The organism is Mesorhizobium sp. M0088 (assembly GCF_040322895.1).
Lineage (GTDB): Bacteria > Pseudomonadota > Alphaproteobacteria > Rhizobiales > Rhizobiaceae > Mesorhizobium.
In genome coordinates this window covers 172,920-197,885 of the sequence record NZ_JAMYUI010000004.1, presented here as the reverse complement: position 1 = coordinate 197,885, position 24,966 = coordinate 172,920, and the positions used below count along the sequence as shown (strand labels likewise).

The 24,966-nt window shown below is 62.0% G+C and carries 29 protein-coding genes and 1 other RNA gene; 11 read left to right on the top strand and 19 right to left on the bottom strand.

What is annotated here, in order from left to right; translation table 11 throughout:
* Positions 1 to 128 precede the first annotated feature (128 nt).
* Entirely contained in the window at positions 129 to 770 is a 642-nt protein-coding gene (locus NKJ67_RS06780; RefSeq protein ID WP_352580877.1) for a TetR family transcriptional regulator, read from the bottom strand.
* A gap of 104 nt (positions 771 to 874) precedes the next feature.
* Between NKJ67_RS06780 and NKJ67_RS06775 the strand changes: the two genes are divergently transcribed.
* Genes NKJ67_RS06775 through NKJ67_RS06765 form a run of 3 tightly spaced genes read left to right on the top strand, consistent with a single transcriptional unit; the run spans position 875 to position 2,360 of the window.
* On the top strand, positions 875 to 1,708 hold the full coding sequence (locus NKJ67_RS06775; protein WP_352580876.1) for an NAD(P)H-binding protein: 834 nt from the start codon (positions 875 to 877) through the stop codon (positions 1,706 to 1,708).
* A gap of 1 nt (position 1,709) precedes the next feature.
* Complete coding sequence (locus NKJ67_RS06770) at positions 1,710 to 2,189, top strand: anthrone oxygenase family protein (protein ID WP_352580875.1); 480 nt, start codon at positions 1,710 to 1,712, stop codon at positions 2,187 to 2,189.
* Positions 2,190 to 2,210: 21 nt separating this feature from the next.
* The gene (locus NKJ67_RS06765) at positions 2,211 to 2,360 is read left to right on the top strand and encodes a glycine zipper domain-containing protein (RefSeq protein ID WP_352580930.1); all 150 of its coding nucleotides are present in this window, start codon (positions 2,211 to 2,213) and stop codon (positions 2,358 to 2,360) included.
* Positions 2,361 to 2,372: 12 nt separating this feature from the next.
* On the opposite strand, the gene NKJ67_RS06760 is transcribed toward NKJ67_RS06765, so the two are convergent.
* From NKJ67_RS06760 to NKJ67_RS06750, 3 genes are all read right to left on the bottom strand, one after another.
* A complete protein-coding gene (locus tag NKJ67_RS06760) occupies positions 2,373 to 2,669 on the bottom strand; it encodes an Rdx family protein (RefSeq protein ID WP_127218697.1) in 297 nt (98 codons plus the stop codon).
* Between the two features lie 40 nt (positions 2,670 to 2,709).
* Positions 2,710 to 3,459: a YebC/PmpR family DNA-binding transcriptional regulator gene (locus NKJ67_RS06755; protein WP_023811824.1), complete on the bottom strand. Its 750-nt coding sequence runs from the start codon at positions 3,457 to 3,459 to the stop codon at positions 2,710 to 2,712.
* 206 nt (positions 3,460 to 3,665) lie between these two features.
* Positions 3,666 to 3,989 (bottom strand): ArsR/SmtB family transcription factor, encoded by a 324-nt coding sequence (locus NKJ67_RS06750; protein WP_127399198.1) that lies wholly within the window; start codon positions 3,987 to 3,989, stop codon positions 3,666 to 3,668.
* Positions 3,990 to 4,041: 52 nt separating this feature from the next.
* On the opposite strand from NKJ67_RS06750, the gene NKJ67_RS06745 reads away from it, so the two are divergent.
* Genes NKJ67_RS06745 through NKJ67_RS06730 form a run of 4 tightly spaced genes read left to right on the top strand, consistent with a single transcriptional unit; the run spans position 4,042 to position 5,851 of the window.
* Entirely contained in the window at positions 4,042 to 4,524 is a 483-nt protein-coding gene (locus tag NKJ67_RS06745; RefSeq protein ID WP_352580874.1) for an SRPBCC domain-containing protein, read from the top strand.
* A 28-nt stretch (positions 4,525 to 4,552) separates the two neighbouring features.
* The gene (locus tag NKJ67_RS06740) at positions 4,553 to 4,945 is read left to right on the top strand and encodes a VOC family protein (protein WP_127269213.1); all 393 of its coding nucleotides are present in this window, start codon (positions 4,553 to 4,555) and stop codon (positions 4,943 to 4,945) included.
* A 49-nt stretch (positions 4,946 to 4,994) separates the two neighbouring features.
* The gene (locus NKJ67_RS06735) at positions 4,995 to 5,357 is read left to right on the top strand and encodes a hypothetical protein (protein ID WP_127269214.1); all 363 of its coding nucleotides are present in this window, start codon (positions 4,995 to 4,997) and stop codon (positions 5,355 to 5,357) included.
* A 26-nt stretch (positions 5,358 to 5,383) separates the two neighbouring features.
* Positions 5,384 to 5,851 (top strand): SRPBCC family protein, encoded by a 468-nt coding sequence (locus tag NKJ67_RS06730; protein ID WP_127269215.1) that lies wholly within the window; start codon positions 5,384 to 5,386, stop codon positions 5,849 to 5,851.
* Positions 5,852 to 5,867: 16 nt separating this feature from the next.
* Here NKJ67_RS06730 and NKJ67_RS06725 read toward each other — a convergent pair whose 3' ends face one another.
* The 4 genes from NKJ67_RS06725 to ssrS form a co-directional block, all read right to left on the bottom strand.
* Positions 5,868 to 6,629 (bottom strand): TerC family protein, encoded by a 762-nt coding sequence (locus NKJ67_RS06725; RefSeq protein ID WP_127269216.1) that lies wholly within the window; start codon positions 6,627 to 6,629, stop codon positions 5,868 to 5,870.
* A gap of 74 nt (positions 6,630 to 6,703) precedes the next feature.
* Positions 6,704 to 7,528 (bottom strand): TIGR00282 family metallophosphoesterase, encoded by an 825-nt coding sequence (locus NKJ67_RS06720; protein ID WP_127270387.1) that lies wholly within the window; start codon positions 7,526 to 7,528, stop codon positions 6,704 to 6,706.
* Between the two features lie 69 nt (positions 7,529 to 7,597).
* Positions 7,598 to 8,185, bottom strand: a complete 588-nt coding sequence (locus NKJ67_RS06715; protein ID WP_127270386.1) for a 5-formyltetrahydrofolate cyclo-ligase — start codon at positions 8,183 to 8,185, stop codon at positions 7,598 to 7,600.
* 96 nt (positions 8,186 to 8,281) lie between these two features.
* Positions 8,282 to 8,437, bottom strand: a non-coding RNA gene (ssrS, locus tag NKJ67_RS06710) — 6S RNA.
* A gap of 148 nt (positions 8,438 to 8,585) precedes the next feature.
* Between ssrS and NKJ67_RS06705 the strand changes: the two genes are divergently transcribed.
* The 4 genes from NKJ67_RS06705 (at position 8,586) to msrB (ending at position 11,912) form a co-directional block, all read left to right on the top strand.
* A complete protein-coding gene (locus NKJ67_RS06705; RefSeq protein ID WP_352580873.1) occupies positions 8,586 to 9,425 on the top strand; it encodes an AAA family ATPase in 840 nt (279 codons plus the stop codon).
* An 86-nt stretch (positions 9,426 to 9,511) separates the two neighbouring features.
* On the top strand, positions 9,512 to 9,958 hold the full coding sequence (locus NKJ67_RS06700) for a GNAT family N-acetyltransferase (RefSeq protein ID WP_127270385.1): 447 nt from the start codon (positions 9,512 to 9,514) through the stop codon (positions 9,956 to 9,958).
* A gap of 7 nt (positions 9,959 to 9,965) precedes the next feature.
* A complete protein-coding gene (locus tag NKJ67_RS06695) occupies positions 9,966 to 11,156 on the top strand; it encodes a vWA domain-containing protein (protein ID WP_352580872.1) in 1,191 nt (396 codons plus the stop codon).
* Positions 11,157 to 11,507: 351 nt separating this feature from the next.
* Positions 11,508 to 11,912 (top strand): peptide-methionine (R)-S-oxide reductase MsrB, encoded by a 405-nt coding sequence (gene msrB, locus NKJ67_RS06690; protein WP_127270383.1) that lies wholly within the window; start codon positions 11,508 to 11,510, stop codon positions 11,910 to 11,912.
* Positions 11,913 to 11,998: 86 nt separating this feature from the next.
* On the opposite strand, the gene NKJ67_RS06685 is transcribed toward msrB, so the two are convergent.
* The 11 genes from NKJ67_RS06685 to NKJ67_RS06635 form a co-directional block, all read right to left on the bottom strand.
* Positions 11,999 to 12,310, bottom strand: coding sequence for a hypothetical protein (locus tag NKJ67_RS06685; RefSeq protein ID WP_127270382.1), 312 nt, complete (start codon positions 12,308 to 12,310; stop codon positions 11,999 to 12,001).
* 7 nt (positions 12,311 to 12,317) lie between these two features.
* On the bottom strand, positions 12,318 to 12,758 hold the full coding sequence (locus tag NKJ67_RS06680) for a hypothetical protein (protein ID WP_352580871.1): 441 nt from the start codon (positions 12,756 to 12,758) through the stop codon (positions 12,318 to 12,320).
* A gap of 175 nt (positions 12,759 to 12,933) precedes the next feature.
* Entirely contained in the window at positions 12,934 to 13,194 is a 261-nt protein-coding gene (locus NKJ67_RS06675; RefSeq protein WP_013529099.1) for a DUF2312 domain-containing protein, read from the bottom strand.
* Between the two features lie 156 nt (positions 13,195 to 13,350).
* Positions 13,351 to 16,809, bottom strand: a complete 3,459-nt coding sequence (pyc, locus tag NKJ67_RS06670; protein WP_256747323.1) for a pyruvate carboxylase — start codon at positions 16,807 to 16,809, stop codon at positions 13,351 to 13,353.
* A gap of 284 nt (positions 16,810 to 17,093) precedes the next feature.
* Positions 17,094 to 18,212, bottom strand: a complete 1,119-nt coding sequence (locus NKJ67_RS06665; protein WP_027037229.1) for a branched-chain amino acid ABC transporter substrate-binding protein — start codon at positions 18,210 to 18,212, stop codon at positions 17,094 to 17,096.
* A 137-nt stretch (positions 18,213 to 18,349) separates the two neighbouring features.
* Complete coding sequence (locus tag NKJ67_RS06660; protein WP_023811804.1) at positions 18,350 to 18,697, bottom strand: DUF6867 family protein; 348 nt, start codon at positions 18,695 to 18,697, stop codon at positions 18,350 to 18,352.
* Between the two features lie 112 nt (positions 18,698 to 18,809).
* The gene (locus NKJ67_RS06655; RefSeq protein ID WP_027037230.1) at positions 18,810 to 19,538 is read right to left on the bottom strand and encodes an ABC transporter ATP-binding protein; all 729 of its coding nucleotides are present in this window, start codon (positions 19,536 to 19,538) and stop codon (positions 18,810 to 18,812) included.
* The gene (locus NKJ67_RS06650; RefSeq protein WP_352580870.1) at positions 19,538 to 21,106 is read right to left on the bottom strand and encodes an ATP-binding cassette domain-containing protein; all 1,569 of its coding nucleotides are present in this window, start codon (positions 21,104 to 21,106) and stop codon (positions 19,538 to 19,540) included. Before NKJ67_RS06650 ends, NKJ67_RS06655 begins: the two co-directional genes overlap by 1 nt.
* A complete protein-coding gene (gene livM, locus NKJ67_RS06645) occupies positions 21,106 to 22,701 on the bottom strand; it encodes a high-affinity branched-chain amino acid ABC transporter permease LivM (protein WP_127267456.1) in 1,596 nt (531 codons plus the stop codon). Before livM ends, NKJ67_RS06650 begins: the two co-directional genes overlap by 1 nt.
* A gap of 4 nt (positions 22,702 to 22,705) precedes the next feature.
* Positions 22,706 to 23,608: a branched-chain amino acid ABC transporter permease gene (locus tag NKJ67_RS06640; RefSeq protein WP_127267457.1), complete on the bottom strand. Its 903-nt coding sequence runs from the start codon at positions 23,606 to 23,608 to the stop codon at positions 22,706 to 22,708.
* A 334-nt stretch (positions 23,609 to 23,942) separates the two neighbouring features.
* Complete coding sequence (locus tag NKJ67_RS06635) at positions 23,943 to 24,944, bottom strand: 4-hydroxyproline epimerase (protein ID WP_352580869.1); 1,002 nt, start codon at positions 24,942 to 24,944, stop codon at positions 23,943 to 23,945.
* Positions 24,945 to 24,966 lie beyond the last annotated feature (22 nt).

Below are 24,966 nucleotides of genomic sequence, written 5' to 3'. Positions count from 1 at the left end.
TGCATGTCGCCCAAAAGTGCGAAGCGGTTTTGGGATAATGACTTGCACCAAGTAAGATCTTAAACCAAACGAGCTTTTTACAGATCAAAAACCCGCCTTCGTGGCGGGTTTTTTGTTGCGGCGCGTTGCTACTCGGCCAGCAATTCCCTCAGCGCCATGCGCTTGTAGGCCGCGACCAGCCTGTCGCCCTCCTGGCGCTCAACCGAGATCGCCAGCCGCATGGCGGCTTCGCCCATCTGCCAGATGAGGAACGCCGTCGTTTCCAACGCCACCGGATCGGCTGCCGGCCGCAGCCGTTTCAGCACCGCGGTTAGAAACTCGGCATTGGCCCGGCTGTCGGCGAGTTCGAGTTGGCGCAGCGCCTTGTCGGCTTGCGTGCCCGACCAGATGTCGCGCATCACCGGTTCGGCCAGGAACAGCCGGTAATAGATATCGACCAGTTCCGAAAACGCCCGGCCCAGCCCTTCGGCGTCGCTGACACCAGCCACTGCGGCTGAGATGCAGGCCTGGCTTTCGGCGGTGTAGCGCTCGGCCAGCGCCCAGATGATCGCCCGCTTGTCCGGAAAGAACTGGTAGAGCGACCCGATCGACACCCCTGCCCGTTCCGCCACCTCCCCCATGCGCATGGCGTCGCTGCCTTGCTCGGCGATCAGCGCTGAGGCGGCAGTCAGCATGCGCTCGACCCGCTCGCGGCTGCGCTGCTGGCTGGGCGCCCGGCGCGGCGAAGCAATCTGCTCCCGCGGGGAAACCGGCGCGGCCGTGTCTTCCATGACCGACTCCAATGCCAGCAAAATCGCTTGACTCGCAAAATACGAGGGTTTATCACATTTTGCAAATGTGAGGATTATTCATATTTCAAACAGAGGAAACGGTTATGACTGACCCGACAACCAAACCAATTCTGATCCTCGGCGGCACCGGCAAGACCGGCCGCCGTCTCGCCGAGCGGCTGACGGCGCACGAGCTGCCGGTGCGGATCGGCTCGCGCTCCGGTACACCGCGCTTCGACTGGGAAGTCCCAGCGACCTGGGGACCGGCAATGCAAGGCGTCAGCGCCGTCTACATCAGCTACTATCCCGACATCGCCGTGCCGGGCGCCGCTGAAACCGTCGACGCCTTCGCCAGGCTCGCGGTGCAAAACGGTGTCACCCGACTGGTGCTGCTGTCGGGGCGCGGCGAAACGGAAGCCCAGCGCGCCGAAGAGATGCTGAAGGCCTCGGGCGCCGACTGGACCATCCTGCGCTGCGCTTGGTTCTCGCAGAACTTCAGCGAAGGCTTCTTCACCGGGTCCCTGGCTGAAGGCGAAGTGGCGTTGCCGATCGGCAATGTCGGCGAGCCCTTTGTCGATGCCGACGACATCGCCGACGCCGCCTTTGCCGTGCTGACGGAGCCAGGCCATGTCGGCCAGCTCTATGAGTTGACCGGGCCGCGGCTGCTGAGCTTCGCAGACGCGGTCGCCGAGATTGCCAAGGCGGCCGGACGCGACATCCGCTTTGTCAGGATCTCGCATGACGAATTCACTGCCGCAGTGGCCGCGCATGAGCTGCCGCCCGAATTCGGCTGGCTGCTCAATGAGCTGTTCACCCAGGTGCTCGACGGCCGCAACGAGTCGCTCACCGACGGCGTCCAGCGCGTGCTTGGTCGCCAGCCAAGAGACTTCTCCGCCTACGCAACGCAAACCGCCGCAACCGGCATCTGGAGCAACTGACATGATCGCGAAGCTTCTTCCCACCCTCATCTTCATCGCCGCAATCGGCTCAGGCGTCGTCGGCGGCGTCTTCTTTGCTTTCTCCAGCTTCGTCATGCCGGGTCTCGCCCGCATGCCCGCTGCCGGCGGTCTCGCCGCGATGAATTCGATCAATGTCACCGCGGTGACGCCGCTGTTCATGACCGCCCTGTTCGGCACGGCGCTTGTCTGCGTCCTTGTCGCCATCGGCGCGGTGATGGGCTGGAGCCAGCCGGGCTCGCTCTGGCTGATTGCCGGCAGCCTGCTCTATCTCATCGGCATCGTGGTGGTGACGATGATCTTCAACGTCCCGCTGAACGATGCGCTCGCCGCCGTCGATCCGGCCAGCAGCAATGGCGCAAGCCTGTGGTCGCGCTACCTCAATGAATGGGTGATGTGGAACCATGTCCGCACCATCAGCGGCATAGCCGCGCTGGCATCCTTCTGGTTCGCCACGCGTTAATGATGGGATGGGGAGGCACGGATGAAGGATCAGTACTCCAATATGGCCTTCGGCATGGCAATCGGAGTTGGTGTCGGCACGGCGATCGGCGCCGCCTTGGATGATCTGCCAATCGGCATCGCTATGGGCATCGCCATCGGCGCCGCCTTCGGAGCGTTGCGACGCAAGTGACGGTGCCGATCTTCAGGCCTTTGTTTTTCGATCCGAATGGCCGAGGTCGCGGTCCGGATCAATGACATCGCGGACCAGTTGCTTCAGTTTGGCCGCGTCCGGAAAGCCGCCGTCGCGCTTGCGATCCCAGACAAGCACGTCATTGCAGGAAATGGTGAAGATGCCGCCGGTGCCGGGCACCAGCGTCACTTCACCAAGGTCCGTGCCGAAGGTCGACAGCAGTTCCTGCGCCATCCAGCCGGCGCGCAGCAGCCACTGGCACTGCGTGCAGTAGGTGATGCGGATGGCGGGGAGGATCTGCTCGCTCATGTCAGACTAAGCTCCGCTTATGTCTCGGGCTGAGCTCCGCTCATGCCGCGCTGAGCTTGGCCATGGTCTCGTCGTCGACTTCGAAGTTGGCGTAGACGCTCTGCACGTCGTCGTCGTCCTCGAGCGTGGCGACCAGCTTCATCAGCGACTGTGCCCGCTCCTCGTCGACCGGAACGTTGTTTTGCGGCCGCCAGATCGGCTTGACCGATTCAGCCTCACCGAGTGCGCCTTCCAGCGCCTTCGACACTTCGCCCATGTTCTCAAAGCCGCAATAGATGGTGTGGCCTTCCTCGTCGGATTCGACATCGTCGGCGCCGGCTTCGATCGCCGCATCCATGATCTTGTCGGCGCTGCCGGCCGATGCCGGATAGTAGATCTCGCCGGCACGGTCCCACATGAACGACACCGAGCCGGTTTCGCCCATCGCGCCGCCGGCCTTGGTGAAGGCGGCGCGCACATTGGATGCCGAACGGTTGCGGTTGTCGGTCAGCGCCTCGACAATGACGGCGACGCCGCCCGGGCCATAGCCCTCGTAGCGCACGGCTTCGTAGTTCTCGGCATCGCCCATCGAGGCCTTGTTGACGGCGCGTTGGATGTTGTCCTTCGGCATCGACACCGCCTTGGCGTTCTGAATCGCCAGCCGCAAGCGAGGGTTCATCGATGGATCGGGCGTCCCGCTTTTGGCGGCGACGGTGATTTCGCGCGCCAGCTTGGAAAACATTTTAGACCGCACCGCATCCTGGCGGCCCTTGCGGTGCATGATGTTCTTGAACTGTGAATGGCCAGCCATGGTGTCGTCTTCTCGGCTAGAGCATCCCGAAGCGAAGTGATCTGACCTCGTTTCCGCAATGCCCGAATTCAAAATTTCAGAGCGTCTCAGGTGCACCTCGTGGAAGCACGGCGTTCTCTGTCGGAATGGCCGGCTTATAGATAAATCGGCTCAATTCGTCCAGCCGCACCGCGCATGCGGCGTAAGACATGACCTGCTGCGGCCGCTCATGCCTCGAGGTCCGACTTCAGCCGGTCGATGATGCTGAGGGCATGCCCGGCATACTGGCTGATCCAGCGGTCGTGGATCTGCTTGATCGGCAGCGCGTTGAGATGGTTCCAGCGCTCGCGGCCGTCGCGCCGCGCAACGATCAGGTCGGCCTCCTCCAACACCTTGAGATGCAGCATCACGGTGCAGCGATCGATGTCGGGAAAGGCCTCGCACAGCATGCCGGTCGTCTTCGGCGTGTCCTTCAGCTGATCCAGCATTTCACGCCGGCGCGGATGCGCCAGCGCCTTGAAAACATTGTCGTCTTGCGATTGGCTTGACATGTTATGTTTTTATAACATATTGTTGGGTCGATCAAGGGAAGGAGTTGTGGATATGTCACTTGGATTCAGTGTTTCCGGACGCATCGGCAAGCCGGTCGCCGACGTCTTCGACGCGGTCGTCAATCCGAAGAAACTGAGCGGCTATTTCACCACGATCGGCGGCGCCAGCGCCCCGCTGGAAGCTGGCGCCGGCGTCGTCAGGTGGGGCAAGGTGCCGGTCGAGGTCGACGAAGTGGTCAAGGACAGCCGCATCGTGCTGCGCTGGGATGCCACCGACGCCGACGGCAAACCCGCCTACAAGACCCGCATCGAGATGAATTTCGAGCCGCTCGACGATGGCGGCACCTTCGTCACCATCGCCGAGAGCGGTTGGCAGGAAGGCGCGGTCGGCCTGAAGAAGTCCTACCTCAATTGCGAGGGCTGGTCGCAGATGCTGGCCTGCATGAAGGCCTATGTCGAATACGGCATCAATTTGCGCGACGGCTACTATCGCAGCGAGATGAGGGGCGAACCCGCCAACGAGACCAATATCTGAGCGACTATGGGGAGGATGGAGATCCGCAATGAAGAAAGTAACGCCATTCCTGATGTTCGAGGGCAAGGCCGAAGAGGCAATGACCCTCTATTGCGAGACCATTCCCGGCAGCAGCGTGCTTGACGTCACGAATTACGGCCCCGGCGAAGACGGCCCGCAAGGAACGGTCAAGCTGGCGCGGGTGTCGATCGCTGGGCTGGAAGTCATGGTCTTCAACAGCCCCGTGCACCACGCCTTCACGTTCACGCCATCGGTCTCGCTCTATGTGGACTGTTCCTCAGAAGAAGAGCTGAACCGGATTGTCGAGACACTGGGCGAGGACGGCGCGTTCCTGATGCCACCGGACAATTACGGCTTCAGCCGCCGTTTCGCATGGCTCAACGACAGGTTCGGGGTCTCCTGGCAGATAAATCTCGCATGACCAGCCTGAGCAAAGGCGACAACAGCCGAACACGACAACGGAGCCAGCTATGACCACGAAAATCACCGGCGGCATCAACATCGCCATGAAGGTACCGCCGCACCAATATGAGGCGACGATCGCCTTCTACCGCGACGTCGTCGGCCTGAAGCCGTTCACAGACAAAGCACCGGCCATCGGCTTCGAGCTTGGCCCCAACCGCCTGTGGATCGATGAGGCGCCGATGATGAGCCAGGCCGAGGTGTGGCTGGAGCTGTTCACCAAGGATTTCCCCATGGCTGCGGATCATTTCGCCAAGGCCGGTGTTGTGCGTTGCGACGCCATTGAGCCCTTGGGCGAGGGCTTCCGCGGCGGCTGGATCACCAACCCTGCCAACATTATTCACATGCTGCGCGAACCGGACGCCTGGTGAGCGCCGAATCCCGAAAGGAGCATCCGATGGACATCCGCGAAAAACCATTCGCCGAAGCCGGCATGCTGATCCGGCGGCCTGTCGCCGATGTATTCGAGGCCATCGTCGATCCGGCCATAACCACGAAATTCTGGTTCACCCATGGCAGCGGCCGGCTGGACAGCGGCAAGCAGGTCCTCTGGGAGTGGCGCATGTACGGCGTCTCGACGACGGTCGACGTCAGCGAGATCGTCGCGAATGAAAAGATCGTCATGCAATGGAGCGATCCGCCAACCACCGTGGTCTGGACATTCACCGAAATGCCTGGCGAGACGACCTTTCTCGAGGTTCGCAATTTTGGCTTCGCCGGGGATGGCGACGAGCAGGTGAAAGAGGCCGTCGGCTCAACCGGCGGCTTCACGCTGGTGCTGGCCGGCGCCAAGGCGTGGCTGGAACAGGGCCTGACGCTCGGCCTGATCGGCGACCGTCACCCGAAGGGCGTGCCAGGACATTAGGTATTCAGGGTCTGCCTCAATGCCCGCCGCCCGACTTCTTACGTCGCCGCGCCAGCATGTTGAGCCCCTCGACCAATGCCGAAAAGCCCATCGCCGCATAGATGTAGCCCTTGGGCACATGGTAGCCCATGCCGTCTGCGATCAGCGTCATGCCGATCATCAGAAGGAAGCCCAGCGCCAGCATGACGATGCTCGGGTTCTTGGCGATGAAGTTGGCCAGCGGCCCGGCCGCCAGCATCATCACGGTGACCGCGACGATCACGGCGATGTACATGATGGCGATCTCGTCGGTCATGCCGACGGCGGTGATGATCGAATCGATCGAGAAGACCAGGTCGAGCAGCAGGATCTGGAAGATCGCGCCGGCAAGGCTGATCTGCAGCGTCTCGCCCATCATCGTATCCTTGTGGTCGTCGGGATCGACGGTGTGATGGATCTCCTTGGTCGCCTTCCAGACCAGGAACAGGCCGCCGGCGATCAGGATCAGGTCGCGCCAGGAAAAACCGTGACCGAAGGCCGTGAACACCGGCGTGGTAAGCTGGACGATGATCGAAATGGTGGCCAGCAGCACCAGCCGCATGATCAGGGCCGCCGAGATGCCGAGCCGGCGGGCACGGGCCCGTTGTGCTTCCGGCAGCTTGTTGGTCAGGATCGAGATGAAGATCAGATTGTCGATTCCGAGCACGACCTCGAGCACAATCAGCGTCAGCAGCGCGACCCAAGCCGTCGGGTCGGAAACAAATTGAAAATGCGGCGCCAGGAATTCGATGAGCTGCATGGAGGTCGTCCCCTCTTTTAACGATCTAGAGCAGTGTCGCCGGCAGTTAGGTATTAAGCGTGCCTATATCAATGTCACGACCAGAAGGACGGTGCGGTTTCCTCCAGCCGTGGCCCGCGACGAAACGGCGCAATCCGCTCGGTCAGCCCTGTGCGGTCTGAAATATCGACGCCGACGCCGCACAAAGTCGCCGGTCCGGTCGCCGCCTCGAAGCGGCCTTTCGGCACCTTCGACAGGAACCGGTTGAGCGGCTCCTCCTTGTCCATGCCGAGCGAGGAATCATAGTCGCCGCACATGCCGGCGTCGGACATATAGCCGGTACCGCCGTTGAGGATCTGGTGATCGCCCGTCGGCTGGTGGGTGTGGGTGCCGATGACGAGGCTGGCGCGGCCGTCGACGAAATGCGCGAAGCACATCTTTTCCGAGGTCGCCTCGGCGTGGAAGTCGATAATCACGGCATCCGCCTGCTCGCCGAGCGGACAGGCGGCAAGCTCGCGTTCGCCGGCCTGGAACGGATCGTCGAGCTCGGGATGCATGAACACCCGGCCCATGATGTTGGCGACCAGCACGCGCGCGCCGCTCCTGGCGATATAGACACCGGAGCCGCGCCCGGGCGTGCCCTTGGGAAAGTTGGAGGGACGCAGGAAGCGCTCTTCGCGCGGCGCGAAGGCCAGCGCATCACGCTGGTCCCAGACATGGTTGCCGGTGGTGACGACATCGGCACCGGCCGCGATCGTCTCGCGAAAGATGTCTTCGGTGATGCCGAAGCCGCCGGCGGCGTTCTCGCCGTTGACGATGACGAAATCGAGTTTGAAGTCGGAGATCAGTCCGGGCAGCTGTTCCCACACCGCCGTGCGTCCTGTCTTTCCAACCATGTCACCGAGGAAGAGAAGTCTCATATGATCCCGCACCGAAGGTCAGCGAAAGCTGCATGACGCCAGTGAAGATCATGCGTCCCTTGTACTTATCTACAATTTTGGCGCGAAGCGGCGCAACCCGCTCTCGGTGAGTATTTCCGCAATGACGACGTCATGTTCCTCATCCGGCACCATTGCCACCTCCTGGCAGTCGAAGGCGATGCCGACCAGCCGCGGCGGCTCTCCCTTGTCGATCAGCTTGGCGATGGCGCGGTCGTAATAGCCGGCACCATAGCCGATGCGATGGCCGCGTGCATCGAAAGCGGCAAGCGGCACCAGCATCACAGAGGGGTCGAGCACCTCGGCTTCCTCGTGAGGGCCGACCGTGCCGAAACCCATCTCGACCATCGGCGCGCCGCGCACCAGTTCGCGAAAGACAATGGTGGTCTTGTCGAGAATGGCCGGCAGGCAAAGCCGCGCGCCCTTTTCGCGCAAGGCAAACATCAGCGGCCGAACGTCGACTTCCGAACGCATCGGCCAGAAGCCGGAAACGATCTGGCCCGGCTCGACATGGAGGTGATCGCGTGCCGTCTCGGCCATTTCAAGCGCGACCTCCACCCGCCAGAACTCATCGAGCGCATCGCGGCGTCCGAGGGCCTCACGGCGAAGCTGCTTTTTCAGGTCTTTGAGAGAGGTCATTCCGCCAGGGTAGAAAAGGTCAGATCTGGATGGAGTTTTGGGAGCGACGTTTTCTACCGCAATCATCCACCGAAATGCGGGACGCGTGGCAATAAGTGACGATCCACACAACCGGTGGAGAGAGCGATCCCGGGAACCTACAAAGTAGGTGGGCGCCGTGTGAGAAAACCCACGGGTCTTCCCAGGGACAGCTCCCTAAGGATCGTTAAGGCCCCGGGGAAAATGTTCTCCTGCCGGGAAGCACAGACCGTCCCGCTCAATATAGGCTGCCGGCCGGCTAAGCGCCAGTGAGACGGGCATATGTTTCCATCAGGGTTCAAGCCCATTCGCCGCGGCCGGCGCACCCTTGCACAGGGTGAGCCGCGTCCTTACGGTTGCCATGACCAACCGAGGAGCAAGAATGCGTTTCGAAGGCACGGCGGCCTATGTCGCCGACAAGGATCTGATGGTGGCCGTCAACGCGGCGATCGCGCTGGAGCGGCCCTTGCTGGTCAAGGGCGAGCCAGGCACCGGCAAGACGGAACTCGCCCGCCAGGTGGCTGCTGCACTCGGCCTCGACCTCATCGAATGGCACGTCAAGTCGACGACGCGGGCGCAGCAGGGCCTGTACGAATATGATGCCGTCTCGCGGCTGCGCGACAGCCAGCTTGGCGACGAGCGCTTCAACGACATCAGGAACTACATCAAACGCGGCAAGCTCTGGGAGGCGTTCGCCGCCGGTAGGAAGATCGTGCTTTTGATCGACGAGATCGACAAGGCCGACATCGAATTCCCCAACGACCTCCTGCAGGAACTCGATCGGATGGAGTTCTTCGTCTACGAGACCGGCGAAACCATCCGCGCCGCCGTCAGGCCGATCGTCATCATCACCTCCAACAACGAGAAGGAGTTGCCGGACGCGTTCCTGCGCCGCTGCTTCTTCCACTACATCCGCTTTCCCGACGTCGATACGCTGCACAGAATCGTCGATGTCCACTATCCCGGCATCAAGCAGAACCTGGTGCGCGCGGCGCTGACCCAGTTCTACGAAATCCGCGACGTGCCCGGCCTGAAGAAGAAGCCGTCGACCTCCGAGGCGCTCGACTGGATAAGGCTGCTGGTCGCCGACGATATCGCGCCGGAAGATCTGCGCGCCGATCCGAAGAACGCCCTGCCCAAGTTGCATGGCGCATTGCTGAAGAACGAGCAGGACGTGCATTTGTTCGAGCGGCTGGCGTTCATGGCACGAAGGCAGCAATAGGTCAGCAGCAGCGCTTTCCCTCCTGTGGACCGTTGCCCGCAGCCGAACAGGCAGGCAGCCTCGGCCAAACCTTCAGAGGAGATGACATGTCTGAGATTATCGTCCGCCCGCTCGCGCAGTCCGACCACGCCGATTGGCGGCGGCTGTGGACCGACTACCTCACCTTCTATGAGACGAAGCTGCCGGAAGAGGTCTATGCCGTCACCTGGAAGCGGCTGTTCACCGAAGGTGAGTTCGAGCCGAAAGGCTTCATCGCCACGCTGGACGGCAAGGCGGTTGGGCTCACCCACTATCTCTACCACCGCTCAGGCTGGTCGGAAAAAAACAACTGCTATCTGCAGGACCTGTTCGCCGACCCTGACGTGCGCGGCAAGGGCATCGGCGCTGCGCTGATCGAGGCGGTGAGACAGGAAGCCGAAAAAGTCGGCGTCAAGAACGTCTACTGGATGACGCACGAGACCAACACCACCGCGCGCAAACTCTACGACCACGTTGCGCGCCGCACGGGCTTCATCGAGTATGATTTGCTGTAGATAGACAATGTTCATCCCCTTCTTCCTCGAACTGAAGGCCGCGCGTGTTCCCGTTTCGCTGCGGGAATATCTGTCGCTGCTGGAAGGGCTGGAAGCCGGGCTGGTCGACTATGATGTCGAAGGTTTTTATTACCTCGCCCGTGCGGCGCTGGTGAAGGACGAACGCCATATCGACCGCTTCGACCAGGTGTTCGCGCACGTCTTCAAGGGCATCGAAGCACTGGGCGGGCCGGATGCCGTCGATGTCGCCAACATCCCCGAGGAATGGTTGCGCCGCCTCGCCGAAAAGCACCTGACCGACGAAGAGAAAAAACTGGTCGAGGCGCTGGGCGGTTTCGAGAAACTGATGGAGACATTGAAACAGCGGCTGCAGGAGCAAAAAGGCCGCCACCAGGGCGGCTCGAAATGGATCGGCACCGGCGGCACCTCGCCGTTCGGCGCCTATGGCTATAATCCCGAAGGCGTGCGCATCGGCCAGCATGAAAGCCGCAACCGTCGCGCCGTGAAAGTCTGGGACAGGCGTGAGTTCAAAAACTTCGACGATGCCGTCGAGCTCGGCACCCGCAACATCAAGATCGCGCTGAAGCGCTTGCGCCGCTGGGTGCGCGAGGGCGCCGAGGAGGAATTCGACCTGCCCGGCACCATCCACGCCACCGCCGAACATGGCTATCTCGACGTGCAGACGCGGCCCGAACGGCGCAACGCGGTGAAGCTTTTGATGTTCTTCGATGTCGGCGGCTCGATGGACGACCACATCAAGAGCGTCGAGGAGCTGTTCTCGGCCGCCCGCGCCGAATTCCGCCAGCTCGAATATTTTTATTTCCACAACTGCCTCTATGAGGGCGTGTGGAAGGACAATCGCCGCAGGCATGCCGAGGTGATTCCGACCTTCGACCTGCTCCACAAATATGGGCCGGACTACAAGGTGATCGTCGTCGGCGACGCGTCGATGAGCCCCTACGAGATCGCTCACCCCGGCGGTTCGGTCGAGCACTCCAATCCGGAGGCAGGCAGCGTCTGGCTCGGCCGCCTGCTGCAGCAATGGCCGAACGCGGTATGGCTGAACCCCGAAGACCCCAAGAACTGGGGCTACACCCATTCGATTGCGATGATCCGCGACATCTTCGGCGGCCGCATGTTCCCGCTGACTTTGGCCGGGCTCGAAGGCGCGACCAAGCAGCTTTCAAGGAAGCATTAGTTGTCAGAGGTGCGGAACCATCACCTCAGAGACCATCAATCGTGAAAGTTGGCGCCGCCCCTCACTGTCCTGCCGGACATCTCTCCCCGTAAACGGGGCGAGAGGGCCTGGCCGCAACGCCGGCGCCTTTCTTGCAACGCTGACAATTGGCGAAATCGCGGACGACAGGGCCCCTCGCCCCGTTTACGGGGAGAGGATGCCGGCAGGCAGGTGAGGGGCGGCGCAGACGCCTGAAGAAGGGGGAATTCAACCTTGGAACGTCAGACACTGGGCAGTCGTGTAACAAATGCCTATCTTGACGCGAATATCCGGTTGCAATCAACAACGAGCCGGCAAGGCTGAGGAGATCACATGGACACCCATACCTACCCTGTAACTCGCACCGACGCCGAATGGCGCGCCCGGCTGACGCCGGAGCAGTATGCCGTCATGCGCGGTCACGGCACCGAACGGCCGGGAAGCTGCGCCTTGCTCTACGAGAAGCGCGCCGGCACCTTTTCCTGCGCCGGCTGCGACCAGCCCTTGTTCGAATCCAAGCTGAAGTTCGAGAGCGGCACCGGCTGGCCGAGCTTCAACGACCCGGTGCCGGGCTCGGTCGAAAACACCGTCGACCGCAGCTACGGCATGGTTCGCACCGAATGTCATTGCGCCCGCTGCGGCAGCCATCTCGGCCATGTCTTCGAGGACGGCCCGCCGCCGACCGGCCTGCGCTATTGCATCAACGGGGTGGCGCTGAAATTCGAGCCTTCGGCCTGAGCCATCCGGGTTCGACACTATTATGAAAGGGCGGCATCTGTCGCCCTTTTCGTTTAAGTATCCATTGCCCCCCTCTGGGCAGACGATCAGACCACGATCATCGCCACCAGCCACAGCGTAGCGCCCAGCGTCATCATCCAGGCCTTGGCACCGGGTATCTTTTCGGTGGTCCGCCACACCGCCAAGGTCAGGAACAGGCTGTAGGGCACCGACGCGAAATGCACTGCCAGCACAAGCCCGAGCGGCAACTTCAATCCGAGCAGAACGAGCGCCAGCACCGATGCGGCGATGCTGACCGCGGTGCCGACGAGGACAAGGTCGCGCCAGAACAGCCGGTCGAGCGGCACCTGGCCTTGCCAGCGTGAGCGGAAAAAGGAGCCGATACCTTCTGGCAACACCGGATGTCTATTCCTGCCCCAGGACTTCGGTTACCGCGCGCTCGATACGCGAGCATTCGGTCACCAGCCAGTCGGCCATGGCTGGCCAGTTGTCCTCGGCATAGCAGTTCACCCGCCACATCGAATTGATGCCGAGGTCCTCGCAACTCTGTTCCGGCCTGAGCTTCAGCCTGGCTTCGATATCAGGCTGAAACGGCTTCAGCCGCGACCACGCCTGCGTGGCGCCGAACTTCTCGTTGCGACCGAAGAAGACGCCGACCTGGCTCTGCGCCGGCGCGACATACATAGAAAGAACCAAGGCGAAGTCGGGCAGCCCACGCTGCCAGAACCAGGGTCCGCGCCTCGCCATCAGAGCCCTTTCTTCCGGATGCCGCTCGGCGAACAGCGTCCAGAAGCCGCGCTGGCGGAATTCAGAGGCGCGGCGGGCGCCGAAGTCGAATTCGCTCATGGCTCGATGCTCGCTTCGGCATCATGCTCGGCCCGAGACTGTTTCGAAATTCGCTCTGGCGAGTCATATGGTGGTGGTTTCGAGAACCGGAGCGGAGCGTACTTAAAGTACGCGAGCACCGGAAGCGCAGAAAACGCCAACAGATGGCCGCCAGAGTAGAATTTCCAGACAGTCTCTACACCATACCGAGTGCGGCCTTGTACAGATCGAGGATGGTTTCCTCTTCCTGACGCTCGGCCTGGTCCTTCTTGCGCAGCCGGATGATCGTGCGCATCGCCTTGGTGTCGAAGCCGGTTCCCTTGGCCTCGGCGAACACTTCCTTGATGTCGTCGGAAATGGTCTTCTTCTCTTCCTCAAGCCGCTCTATGCGCTCGATGAAGGCACGCAGCTGGCCGGCGGCAACAGTCTGGCTGGTATCGGTGATATCGTCGGCCATATTTTTCTCCAAAAGAATCGGCTCCGCGACTCGCGGACGACTGCGGCAAAATTTGAGCCGGTTCGATGCCCGACCGGCGGCGGCGGGTCAAGCCGTTATCGAGCAAGCCACAAGGGGCTGCCGCCAGAAGCCGACAGCCAGTCCGTTTTGCGAACTCTAATTGAAAGCGATCAGCAGATCCTTGGCATCGATCTGGTCGCCTGCCTTGACCAGCACCTCGGCGACCGTGCCGTCGCGCTCGGCATGCAGCGCCGTCTCCATCTTCATCGCTTCGATGGAAAGCAGCACGTCACCGGCCTTCACAGCCTGGCCGGCAGCCACCGAAAGCGCCGAGACGACGCCCGGCATCGGTGCGCCGACATGCGCCTCGTTGCCGGGTTCGGCCTTGCGGCGGGCCTTGGCGGCGGACGCGCCATGCGCCCGGTCGGGCACCTTGACACGACGCGGCTGGCCGTTGAGCTCGAAGAACACGGTGACCATGCCCTTCTCGTCGACATCGCCGATGGCCAGGCAGCGCACCACCAGCGTCTTGCCCTTCTCGATGTCGACGAAGATCTCGTCTTCCGGCTTCATGCCGTAGAAATAGGTCGGCGTCGGCAGGACGCTGACCGGCCCATAGGTTTCCTGCGCGCCGGCGAAATCCGTGAACACCTTCGGATACATCAGCCACGAGGCGAATTCGAACTCCGACAGCTTGCGCTCGAGCTTCTCCTCGATTTCCTTGCGGTTGGCCTTGAGGTCGGCTGGCTTGAGCAGTGAGCCGGGCCGCACCGTGATCGGCTTGTCGCCCTTCAGCGCCTTCCTCTGCAGCGCCGTCGGCCACCCGCCTGGCGACTGGCCAAGATCGCCGCGCAGCATCGAGACGACCGAGTCCGGAAAGGCGATATCCTTGTCCGGGTTTTCGACATCGGCAACGGTCAGGTCCTGGCTGACCATCATCAATGCCATGTCGCCGACGACCTTGGACGACGGCGTCACCTTGACGATGTCGCCGAACATCAGATTGACGTCGTGATAGGTCTGCGCCACCTCGTGCCAGCGCGTCTCCAGTCCGAGCGAGCGCGCCTGTTCCTTCAGATTGGTGAACTGCCCGCCCGGCATCTCGTGCAGATAGACTTCCGAGGCCGGCCCCTTGAGGTCGCTTTCGAAGGCGGCGTACTGGTTGCGCACCGCTTCCCAGTAGAACGAGATCTTCCTGATCCATTGCGGGTCGAGACCGGGGTCGCGTTCTGTGCCCTTCAGCGCCTCGACGAGCGAGCCAAGGCATGGCTGCGAGGTGTTGCCGGAGAAAGCATCCATCGCCGCGTCTATGGCGTCGACGCCGCTTTCCACCGCCGCCAGCACCGTCGCCGCCGACAGGCCCGACGTGTCGTGGGTGTGGAAATGGATCGGCAGGTCGGTCGCCTCGCGCAGCGCCTTGAACAGCACGCGTGCCGCCGCCGGCTTCAACAGTCCGGCCATGTCCTTGACGGCAATGATGTGGGCGCCGGCCGCCTGCAATTCCTTGGCCAGGCCGACATAGTATTTGAGGTCGTATTTCGCCCGCGCCGGATCGAGGATGTCGCCGGTATAGCAGATCGCCGCTTCGATCAGCTTACCCTCGGCGCCGACCGCATCCATGGCGACGCGCATGTTGTCGACCCAGTTCAGGCAATCGAAGACCCGGAACAGGTCGATGCCACCGCTTGCTGCCTGCTTGACGAAATGCTGCACGACATTGTCGGGATAGTTGGTGTAGCCGACGCCATTGGCGCCGCGCAGCAGCATCTGCAACAGCAGATTGGGCGCCGCCTCGCGCACCAGCGACAGCCGCTCCCACGGATCCTCGGTGAGGAAGCGCATGGCGACGTCGAAGGTGGCGCCACCCCAGCATTCCAGCGATAGAAGCTGCGGCAAGGCGCGCGCATAGGTACCGGCGATGCCGGCAATGTCATGCGTTCGCACACGGGTGGCGAGCAACGACTGGTGGCCATCGCGCATCGTCGTGTCGGTGACCAGCACTTGCCTCTGATCGCGCATCCAGGCGGCGAACTTCTCCGGCCCGAGCACATCCAGCTTCTGCTTGCTGCCGCCGGGCACATTGCCGTTGAGGTAAGGCACCACGGGTGCGGCCGCATCGGCCTTCGGCTGCGGCCGGCCGCGCGTCTCGGGATGGCCGTTGACGCTGACGTCGGCGAGATAGTTGATGAGCTTGGTGGCGCGGTCCTGGCGCTTGACCTGCTGGAACAGTTCCGGCGTCGTGTCGATGAACTTGGTCGTGTAGGAATTGTCGGCGAAGCTCGGATGGTTGATGATCGCTTCGAGGAAAGTCAGGTTGGTGGCGACGCCGCGGATGCGGAACTCGCGCAGCGCCCGGTTCATGCGGGCGATCGTCTCGGCCGGCGTCGGCGCCCACGCCGTCACCTTTTCCAGCAGCGGATCGTAGAAGCGGGTGATGACAGCGCCCGAATAGGCGGTGCCGCCATCGAGGCGGATGCCGAAGCCTGTTGCGCCGCGATAGGCGGTGATGCGGCCGTAATCGGGGATGAAATTGTGTTCGGGATCTTCCGTGGTGATGCGGCACTGCAGCGCGTGGCCGTTCAGCCTTATGTCCTTCTGCGCCGGCACGCCTGATTCCGGTGTGCCGATGGCAAAGCCGTCGAGGATGTGGATCTGCGCCTTGACGATGTCGATGCCGGTCACCTGCTCGGTGACGGTGTGCTCGACCTGGATGCGCGGATTGACCTCGATGAAATAGAATTTGCCGGTGTCGGCATCCTGCAGGAACTCGACCGTGCCGGCGCCGATGTAACTGGTCTCGCGGGCGATCTTCAGCGCATGGCCGCAAAGCTCCTCGCGCTGCGACATTTCGAGATAGGGCGCCGGCGCCCGCTCGACGACCTTCTGGTTGCGGCGCTGGATCGAACAGTCGCGCTCGAACAGGTGCACCGCATTGCCATGGGTGTCGCCCAGCACCTGCACCTCGACATGGCGGGCGCGTTCGATCAGCTTTTCAAGATAGACCTCGTCCTTGCCGAAGGCGGCTTTCGCCTCGCGCTTGCCCTCGGTGACTTCACGGGCAAGGTCGGCTTCGGCGCGGATGGCGCGCATGCCGCGGCCGCCGCCGCCCCATGACGCCTTCAGCATCACCGGATAGCCGATTCCCTTGGCCAGTTTCTTGACCGCCTCCATGTCATCCGGCAACGGATCGGTGGCGGGGATCACCGGCACCCCGACCTCGATGGCGAGATTGCGCGCCGCGACCTTGTTGCCGAGTCGCCGCATTGTGTCCGGCTTCGGCCCGATGAAGGTAATGCCGGCTTCGGCACAGGCGTCGGCGAATTCGGGACTTTCCGACAACAATCCGTAGCCGGGATGAATAGCATCGGCACCCGACAGCCTGGCGACGCGGATCACCTCCTCGATCGACAGATAGCTTTCGATCGGCCCCATGTCCCGGGTCAGATGCGGCCCGCGTCCGACCTGGTAGCTCTCGTCGGCCTTGAAGCGATGCAGGGAGTATTTGTCTTCCTCGGCCCAGATCGCCACGGTTTTGAGGCCGAGTTCGTTGGCCGCGCGAAAAACGCGAATGGCGATTTCGGACCGGTTGGCGACGAGGATCTTCGTGATGGCCAAGGACTGGGCTCCAGCAACGGAAGGAAGAGAAATCGGCGCAATGATTAGCGTGAAAATGCTGCAGTGCAAACAAAATTGACGTGCGTTTAAACCGATTGAAATGGAATCATTGCGCCAGAAGCCCTTCGCATTCATCCGAACAGCAAGAAAAGCGCCGGCTTTGCAGTTAGCGCACGATCATTCACCGGCTAAGAACCCGGCTCTATCGGCCGCCCCCCGTGATGGCAAAAGAAAATGCCCGGCGCGAGCGCCGGGCATCGTACATGGTCTGGAGACTGACGAGCTTACATCTTCTGGATGTAGGTGTACTTGCCGTCGTCGCCCTTCTTCCATTCGTACATGACGTAGCCGGGCAGCGTCGGGTCGCCCTTGGCGTCATAGGACAGGTCGCCGAGCACGGTCTTGAACGGGCCGTTTTCATGCAGCGCCTTGGCAACTGCCTGCGGATCGTTCGACTTGGCAGCGGTGGCTGCCGCGGCGATCGCCTGCATGGCTGCGTAGGAGTAGAGCGTGTAGGCTTCCGGTTCGAAACCCTGCGCGCGGAACTTCTCGACGAGTTCCTTGTTGGCGGGGATCAGGCGCGGATCCGGACCGAACGTGTTGAGCGTGCCCGCAACCGCGTCGCCCGCGATCGAAGCCAACTCGTTCGACACGATGCCGTCACCGGAGACCAGCGTCGCCTTGAGGCCCTGGTCGGCGGCCTGGCGGATGATCAGGCCGGCTTCGGTGTGCAGGCCGCCCCAATAGATGATGGAAACGCCGGCTTCCTTCATCTTGGCGATCAGCGCCGAGAAGTCCTTGTCGCCGACATTGATGCCTTCGTACATGACTTCCGTCAGGCCCTTGGCATTCATCGCCTTCTTGGTTTCGTCGGCAAGGCCCTGACCGTAGGTGGTCTTGTCGTGCACGACGGCGATCTTGGCATCCTTGAAGTTGGCGGCCAGATAAGCGCCGGCAATGCTGCCCTGCTGGTCATCGCGTCCGCAGGTGCGGAACACGTTCCACAGGCCGCGTTCGGTGAACTGCGGGTTGGTTGCGGCCGGCGTCACTTCGACGATGCCGTTCTCGGCATAGACTTCCGAGGCCGGGATCGAGACGCCGGAGTTGAAGTGACCGACCACGAACTTGACGCCGTCGCCGACGAACTTGTTGGCGACCGAGATGCCCTGCTTCGGATCGGAAACGTCGTCGCCGACTTCGAGCTTGATCTGCTCGCCATTGATGCCGCCAGCCGCATTGATGTCGGCGACAGCAGCTTCGGCACCCTTCTGCAACTGCGCGCCGAAGGCGGCATTCGGACCGGTGATCGGGCCAGCGACGCCGACCATTACGTCAGCCCACGCGGCACCGCCGAACGCGACAAGCGCGGTCAGGGCGACGGCGGACAAAAGTGACTTTTTCATTTAAACGCTCCCATTAACGGAGTGGGCGTGGATGAAGCTTTCATGCGATGCCCACCCTTATCGCAGAAAGCATAGTTTGCCGATTTTCAGGCACTTGTCACGCCGATTCAATTTCGAGACGGCGTTAATGATGAACGTCAACCTTTCGGTTTCCAGCTCAAGAGTGAAGCTCTTTCGTAGAGCCAATTATACTGTGTCACCATCTGGTTGGTGCGCGTGTATTGGTAGCCGACGAAGCCGAGGATCATCAGCACGATGGTGTCGACGACATAATAGTGCAGCGAGAACATGGTGCCGCCGAACAGCGCGTGATGGATGAAGCGGATCGCGATGCCGAGGCCCAGCATATAGGCGAACAGCTGGATGAAGCTGCGCCACGTCTGAGCACTGGCCTTGCCCGTCATCCACGCCGCCCAGCCGCCGAGCAGACAGGTGACGAAGAAGAACTGCCAGATCGAGGGTTCCTCGTAAAGAATGCCCTGCATGGTGAAGTCTCCTTAGCATGACCCCGAAAAGTTGCGGACTTTCCGGACTAAGATCATGCGACAAACAAACAATTTGGAGCGGAATGGCGGATGCACGCATTCCGCTCCGAACTCAGTGGTGTCCGCCTTCGAGATAGGCGGCGCGCACTTCCGGATTGGCGAGCAGTTCCTTGCCGGTGCCGCTCATCGTCACATTGCCATTGACCATGACGTAGCCGCGCGTGGCGAGCTTGAGCGCGCCGAAGGCGTTCTGCTCGACCAGGAACACGGTCAGCCCCTGGGTGCGGTTCAGTTCGCGGATGGCGTCGAATATCTGCTTGACGATCAGCGGCGCGAGACCCAGCGACGGCTCGTCGAGCAAAAGCAGCTTCGGCCGTGCCATCAGCGCGCGTCCGATCGACAGCATCTGCTGCTCACCGCCCGACAGCGTGCCGCCGCGCTGGGTGATGCGCTCTTTCAAACGCGGGAACAGCGTGAACACCTTCTCGACGTCCTCGTCATAGTGCTTGAGGTTGTCGAGGCTGGCGCCCATCTGCAGGTTTTCCATCACCGTCATGCGCGGAAAGATCCGCCGGCCCTCGGGCGACTGGGCAATGCGCATGCGCGCGATCTCGTGCGTCGGCATCTGGGTTATGTCGGTGCCGGCAAAGGTGATGGTGCCGGCGCGAGCCCGCGGCGCGCCGAAAATGGTCATCATCAGCGTCGACTTGCCGGCGCCGTTGGCGCCGATCAGTGCCACGATCTCACCTTGGTTGACGGTGACATCGACGCCGTTCAGCGCCCGGATGTTGCCGTAATAGGTCTGCACGCCCTTGATATCGAGCAGCGTTGTCGCGGCCATCACTTGCCCCCTCCACGCTTGCCCGCCACGGGCTTGGCAGCGGTCTTGCTCGCGGTCTTTCCGGAGGCTGCCTTTGCAGTCTTTGCGGAAGCATGGCTTGTCGCCACCTTGCCCGCGTCGACGCGGCGCGAGAATTCCGTGTCCTTGCCCTGGCCGAGCAGCCTGGCCTGCTTGACCCATTCCTCGCGCGCGATACGTCCGTCAAAGGCGAGATAGGCTTCGGCGGCCTCGACGTCGGCCTTTTTCCAGGCGCCGATCTGGTCGAAGTGGAAGATGCCGTGATCGTTGAGCTTCTTCTCGTTGACCGTGCCGATGCCCTTGATGCGGGTCAAATTATCGGCCTTGCCGCCGCGAGGTGCCGCCAGCCGGTTGGAGATCTCTCCAGCCTTTGCCGGGGCCTTGGCTGCCGGCTTGGCCGACGCGGTCGACGTCGCCGCCGCGCCGGTTGCCGCCTTTGAAGCCGCTTTCGGAGCAGGCTTTGCCTTCGCTGCCGGCGCGGCTGCCAGCGAGGCTGCCTTGTTTGCCGCGGCGAGCGACCTGGCGTCAACCTGACCGGCCTTTGACGCTCCCTTGGCCACCGTAACTCGCTCGCCCGAACTATGGCCGACCGTGTCGGTCACCGGCCCGGCGAGATAGGACGACGACGTTCCCGGACCATGCGCGGCATCCGGCCCTGTATCGAGCTGTTCGATGACATCTTCGTCGCCGACTTCGGTAAGGACCGCTTCGACTTCCTCGTCGTCGACGCCGAGATAGGCGGCGATGACGCGCGGATCGGTGCGCACCGACTGCGGACTGCCGTCGGAGATCTTGCGGCCGTACTCCAGCACCACGACATGGTCGGATATCTGCATGACCACCGACATGTCGTGCTCGATCAACAGGATCGAGGTGCCGGATGTGTTCTTGATGTCGATCAGCAGCTCGTTGAGCGCCGCCGATTCCTTCGGATTGAGGCCGGCCGCCGGCTCGTCGAGGCACAGAAGCTCGGGTCCCGTGCACATGGCGCGAGCGATCTCAAGGCGGCGCTGCGCGCCATAGGGCAGGTCGCCGGCCGGGTCGTCGGCACGGTCGACAAGATCGGCCTTTTCCAGCCAATGCTTGGCGAGTTCCACCGATTCGGCCGAGGCCTTGCGATAGCCGCTGAAGCCGAAAAGGCCGAGGACCGTGTAGCCCGATGCCTTCATCAGTTTGTTGTGCTGGGCGACCAGAAGGTTCTCCAGCAGGGTCATGCCGGAGAACAGGCGGATGTTCTGGAAGGTGCGCGCCACCTTGGCGCGCGCCGGGATTTCATGGTTGGGCAGCCGCTCGAGCAGGAAGGTCGAACCATCGTTCCGGTTGAGCGTGATCATGCCTTCAGACGGCTTGTAAAAGCCGGTGATGCAGTTGAACACCGTGGTCTTGCCGGCGCCGTTGGGGCCGATCAGCGCGGTGATCTCGCCGCGCCTGGCGGCGAAAGACAGATCGCCGATGGCCACCAGGCCACCGAACTTCATCGACAGATGATCGACCTGCAGGATAGCGTCGTTCACGCCGGAATTGGCCTTCTGAACAGGGTTCGCATTCATCAGCCGTGTCCTTCCTTGGTGAAGGAGCTTGAGACAGCCTTTCGCTCCTTCAGGAAGGCGGTTGGTTCACGACTGCCGACGAAACCGCGCGGCTTCCACAGCATGACGATGACCATGGCCATGCCGAACAGAAGCATACGGTAGAGTTCCGGGGTGAAGTCCGGCCCGAAGACCTGCTTGAGGAAGTCGAGTTCGCGCAGCGCCTCGGTGCCGCCGATCATCACCATGGCGGCAACCGCAATGCCGACCAGCGAACCCATGCCGCCGAGAACGACGATGGCCAGAATGATGGCCGATTCCAGGAAGACGAAGGATTCCGGGCTGACGAAGCCCTGCCGTGCGGCGAAGAACGCGCCGGCGAAGCCGCCGAACATCGCACCCGTGGCGAAGGCTGTAAGCTTCGTGGTGGTGGTGTTGATGCCGAGCGAGCGGCAGGCGATCTCGTCCTCCCGCAACGCTTCCCAGGCACGGCCGACCGGCATGCGCCGCAGCCGGATGGTGACGAAGGCTGTCAGCAGCGCCAGCGCCAGGATCAGGTAATAGAGGAAGATCTTGTAGTAGGCGCTCGAGGTCGCGAGATTCAGCACCTTGGCGATGTAATTGGGGTCCGACACGTTGAAGGTCATCAGGCCGAAGAAGGTGACCTTCGGGATGCCGGAAATACCGGCCGAACCGTTGGTGACCTCACGCCAGTTGATCAGCACCAGGCGGATGATCTCACCGAAAGCCAAGGTGACGATCGCCAGATAGTCGCCGCGCAGGCGCAGCACCGGGAAACCGAGCAGCACGCCCCAGAAGGCGGCCATGGCGCCGGCGGCCGGCAAAAGGATCCAGAACGACAGGCCGTATTGCGTGCCGAGCAGCGCATAGGCATAGGCGCCGACCGCGTAGAAAGCGACATAACCGAGGTCGAGCAGGCCGGCGAGGCCGACGACGATGTTCAGGCCCCAGGCCAGCATCACATAGATCAGGATCTGGATGCCGAAATTGTCGACCCATTTCAGCGAACCTTGCAGCCCGCCGACGAATGACCAGGACATCAGCGACAGGATCGCCACCACCAGGATCGGATAGAGGATCAGTGCGGCAATGCCGAGTTTGGTGAAGTTGGCGTGAATGAAACCGCGGAAATAATAGATCACGCAGGCCAGCACGTAGATGATCGCCAGGGCGCGCAGGAACTGCAGATAGCCGGCCGGCACGGCTCCCACCCATCCGACGAGAGAGCTGTTGACCGCAAACAACACCACCGCCGCGACCAAGGCCACAATGAAGGCCGGCAACTGGAAGAAACGCGACGCCACGCTGGCCGGCAACAGGCCAGTGGCGATGTCGGTGATCTTCTGGTTGGCGAGGAAGGGCTGGCCATAAGCGACATAGAGGAAGCGCCCGATGGCCGTGGCGATCACCACGGCGGCAAGCAGGCCCCAGCGCGTCGTCAGGACCAGTTCATTGGAAATGTTTTGACCGGTCTTCAGGCCGATGAACAGCACGAACAGGCCGAACGATATGGCAGCGGCATAAAGTGACTCGCGCAACGCGCGCTGCATAGGCGTGGCGACGGTGTCGCGCTCCGGAGATACGGTGACGGCCATGGTCTCAGACCTTTTCGACTTCTGGCCGGCCCAATATGCCGGAAGGCAGGAAGATCAGCACGATGGCCAGGATCGAGAACGCCGCGACGTCCTTGTAGTCGATCGAGAAATATGCCGACCACATGCTCTCGATGAAGCCGATCATCAGCCCGCCGAGCACAGCACCCGGCAACGAACCAATGCCGCCCAGCACCGCCGCCGTGAAGGCCTTCACGCCCGGCGTGAAGCCATCCGAGAAGGCAATGACGCCGTAATACATCAGGAACAAAGTGCCGGCGACCGCGGCAAGGGCCGCACCCATGATGAAGGTGATCGAGATCGTGCGGTCGACATCGATGCCGAGCAGCGCCGCCATCTTGCGGTCCTGCTCACAGGCCCGTTGCGCTCGCCCGAGCGAGGTCTTGTTGACCAGATACCAGAACAGCGCCAGCAGCAGCGCCGTGACGACGACGATGATGATCTGCTTCAGCGACACGCTGATGCCGTTGATGTTGTAAACCTGGCTGACCATCGGCGGGATCGGCTTGTTGCGGGGACCCTGCGTCACCTGGACGAAGTTCGACAGCGCGATCGACATGCCGATGGCGGTGATCAGCGGGGCCAGTCGGAACGAACCGCGCAGCGGCCGGTAGGCGACTTTTTCAATCGTCCAGTTGTAGAGGCTGGTGAGCAGCATCGCCACGATCATCATGACCAGCAGCGCCAGCACAACCGGCACGGAATAGAACAGCGCGCCAAGGGCGAGGAAGACGATCAGTGCTGTGAAGGCACCCACCATGAAGATGTCGCCATGGGCGAAATTGATCATGCCGATGATGCCGTAGACCATCGTGTAGCCGATCGCGATCAGCCCATAGATCGATCCCAGCGTCAGCCCGTTGATAAGCTGCTGGACAAAGTACTGCATGTGTACATGGCTCCCCTGGAATGTCGCCCATGCAGACGCATTCCTTTTCGTATTTCCCCTAGTCGTAAAGTTTCGAGCCCGGATTGCAACGTCATTTTTCAATCGTCATGCGTGTTTTCGAAGCACGCTGTCCGATTGCCCGTTTTCCATCATCCGGCCCCTGGACTATCGCGGACCCTACCATTGGCATAACGCAATGTCTTTGACGATTCGACCGCATCATGCGCTCCGTTTCGAAGAAATCGCCGTCAAAATTAGGTGATGAAAGGAATCCTTGCGTTTTTGGCATGATCCATTTTTCAAGCCCTCGCTTTCCGCAGGGTCAGGATTCCCATCACTTGACAACAAATCCATGCGCGAACGGGTCGCGGTCGTCGATGAAGATGGTGTTCAGTCCGGTCATCCGCGCCCAGCCGCCGATCGAGGGAATGATGGCCGGTTTGCCGGCCACGGTGACGTCCTTTTCAACCTTGCCCTTGAACAGCGAACCGATGATCGATTCATGGACGAAGCTGTCGCCGGCCTTGAGTTTGCCCTTGGCATGAAGCTGCGCCATGCGCGCCGAGGTGCCGGTGCCGCAGGGCGAGCGGTCGATCGCCTTGTCGCCGTAGAACACGGCATTGCGGGCATCCGCCCCATCCACCGTCGGAGCACCGGTCCACAGCATGTGCGACAGCCGGTTGATGCCAGGATTCTCGGGATGGACGAAGGAATATTTCTCGTTGAGCCGCTGGCGCACCACCGGGCTCCAGGCGATGAAGTCGCCCGCCGAATAATCGGCCATGTCGCGATAGTTCTTCTGCGGTTCGACGATGGCGTAGAAGTTGCCGCCATAGGCGACGTCGACGGTGATTTCGCCGAGCCCAGGGCATTCGATTGTCAGCCCCTCGGCATGGAGGAAGGACGGCACATTGGTGATGCGCACCTCCTCGACATAGTCGCCGACCTGTTTGTATTCAGCGATGACAAGTCCGGCCGGCGTGTCGAGCCGAAGCACGCCCGGCGTCTTCGGCTTGATCAGACCGTGCTCGATCGCCATCGTCACCGTGCCGATGGTGCCATGGCCGCACATCGGCAGGCAGCCGGAGGTTTCGATGAACAGGATGGCGATGTCGCAATCCTCGCGCGTCGGCGGATAGAGGATCGAACCGGACATCACGTCGTGGCCGCGCGGCTCGAACATCAGGCCGGTGCGGATCCAGTCATGCTCGGCCAGAAAATGCGCACGCCGCTCCATCATCGTCGCGCCCTGCAGCAGCGGGCCGCCCCCAGCGACCAGCCGCACCGGATTGCCGCAGGTGTGGCCGTCTATGCAGAAGAAGGATTTCTTGGCCATGACGCTCCTCGAAAATCAAAAC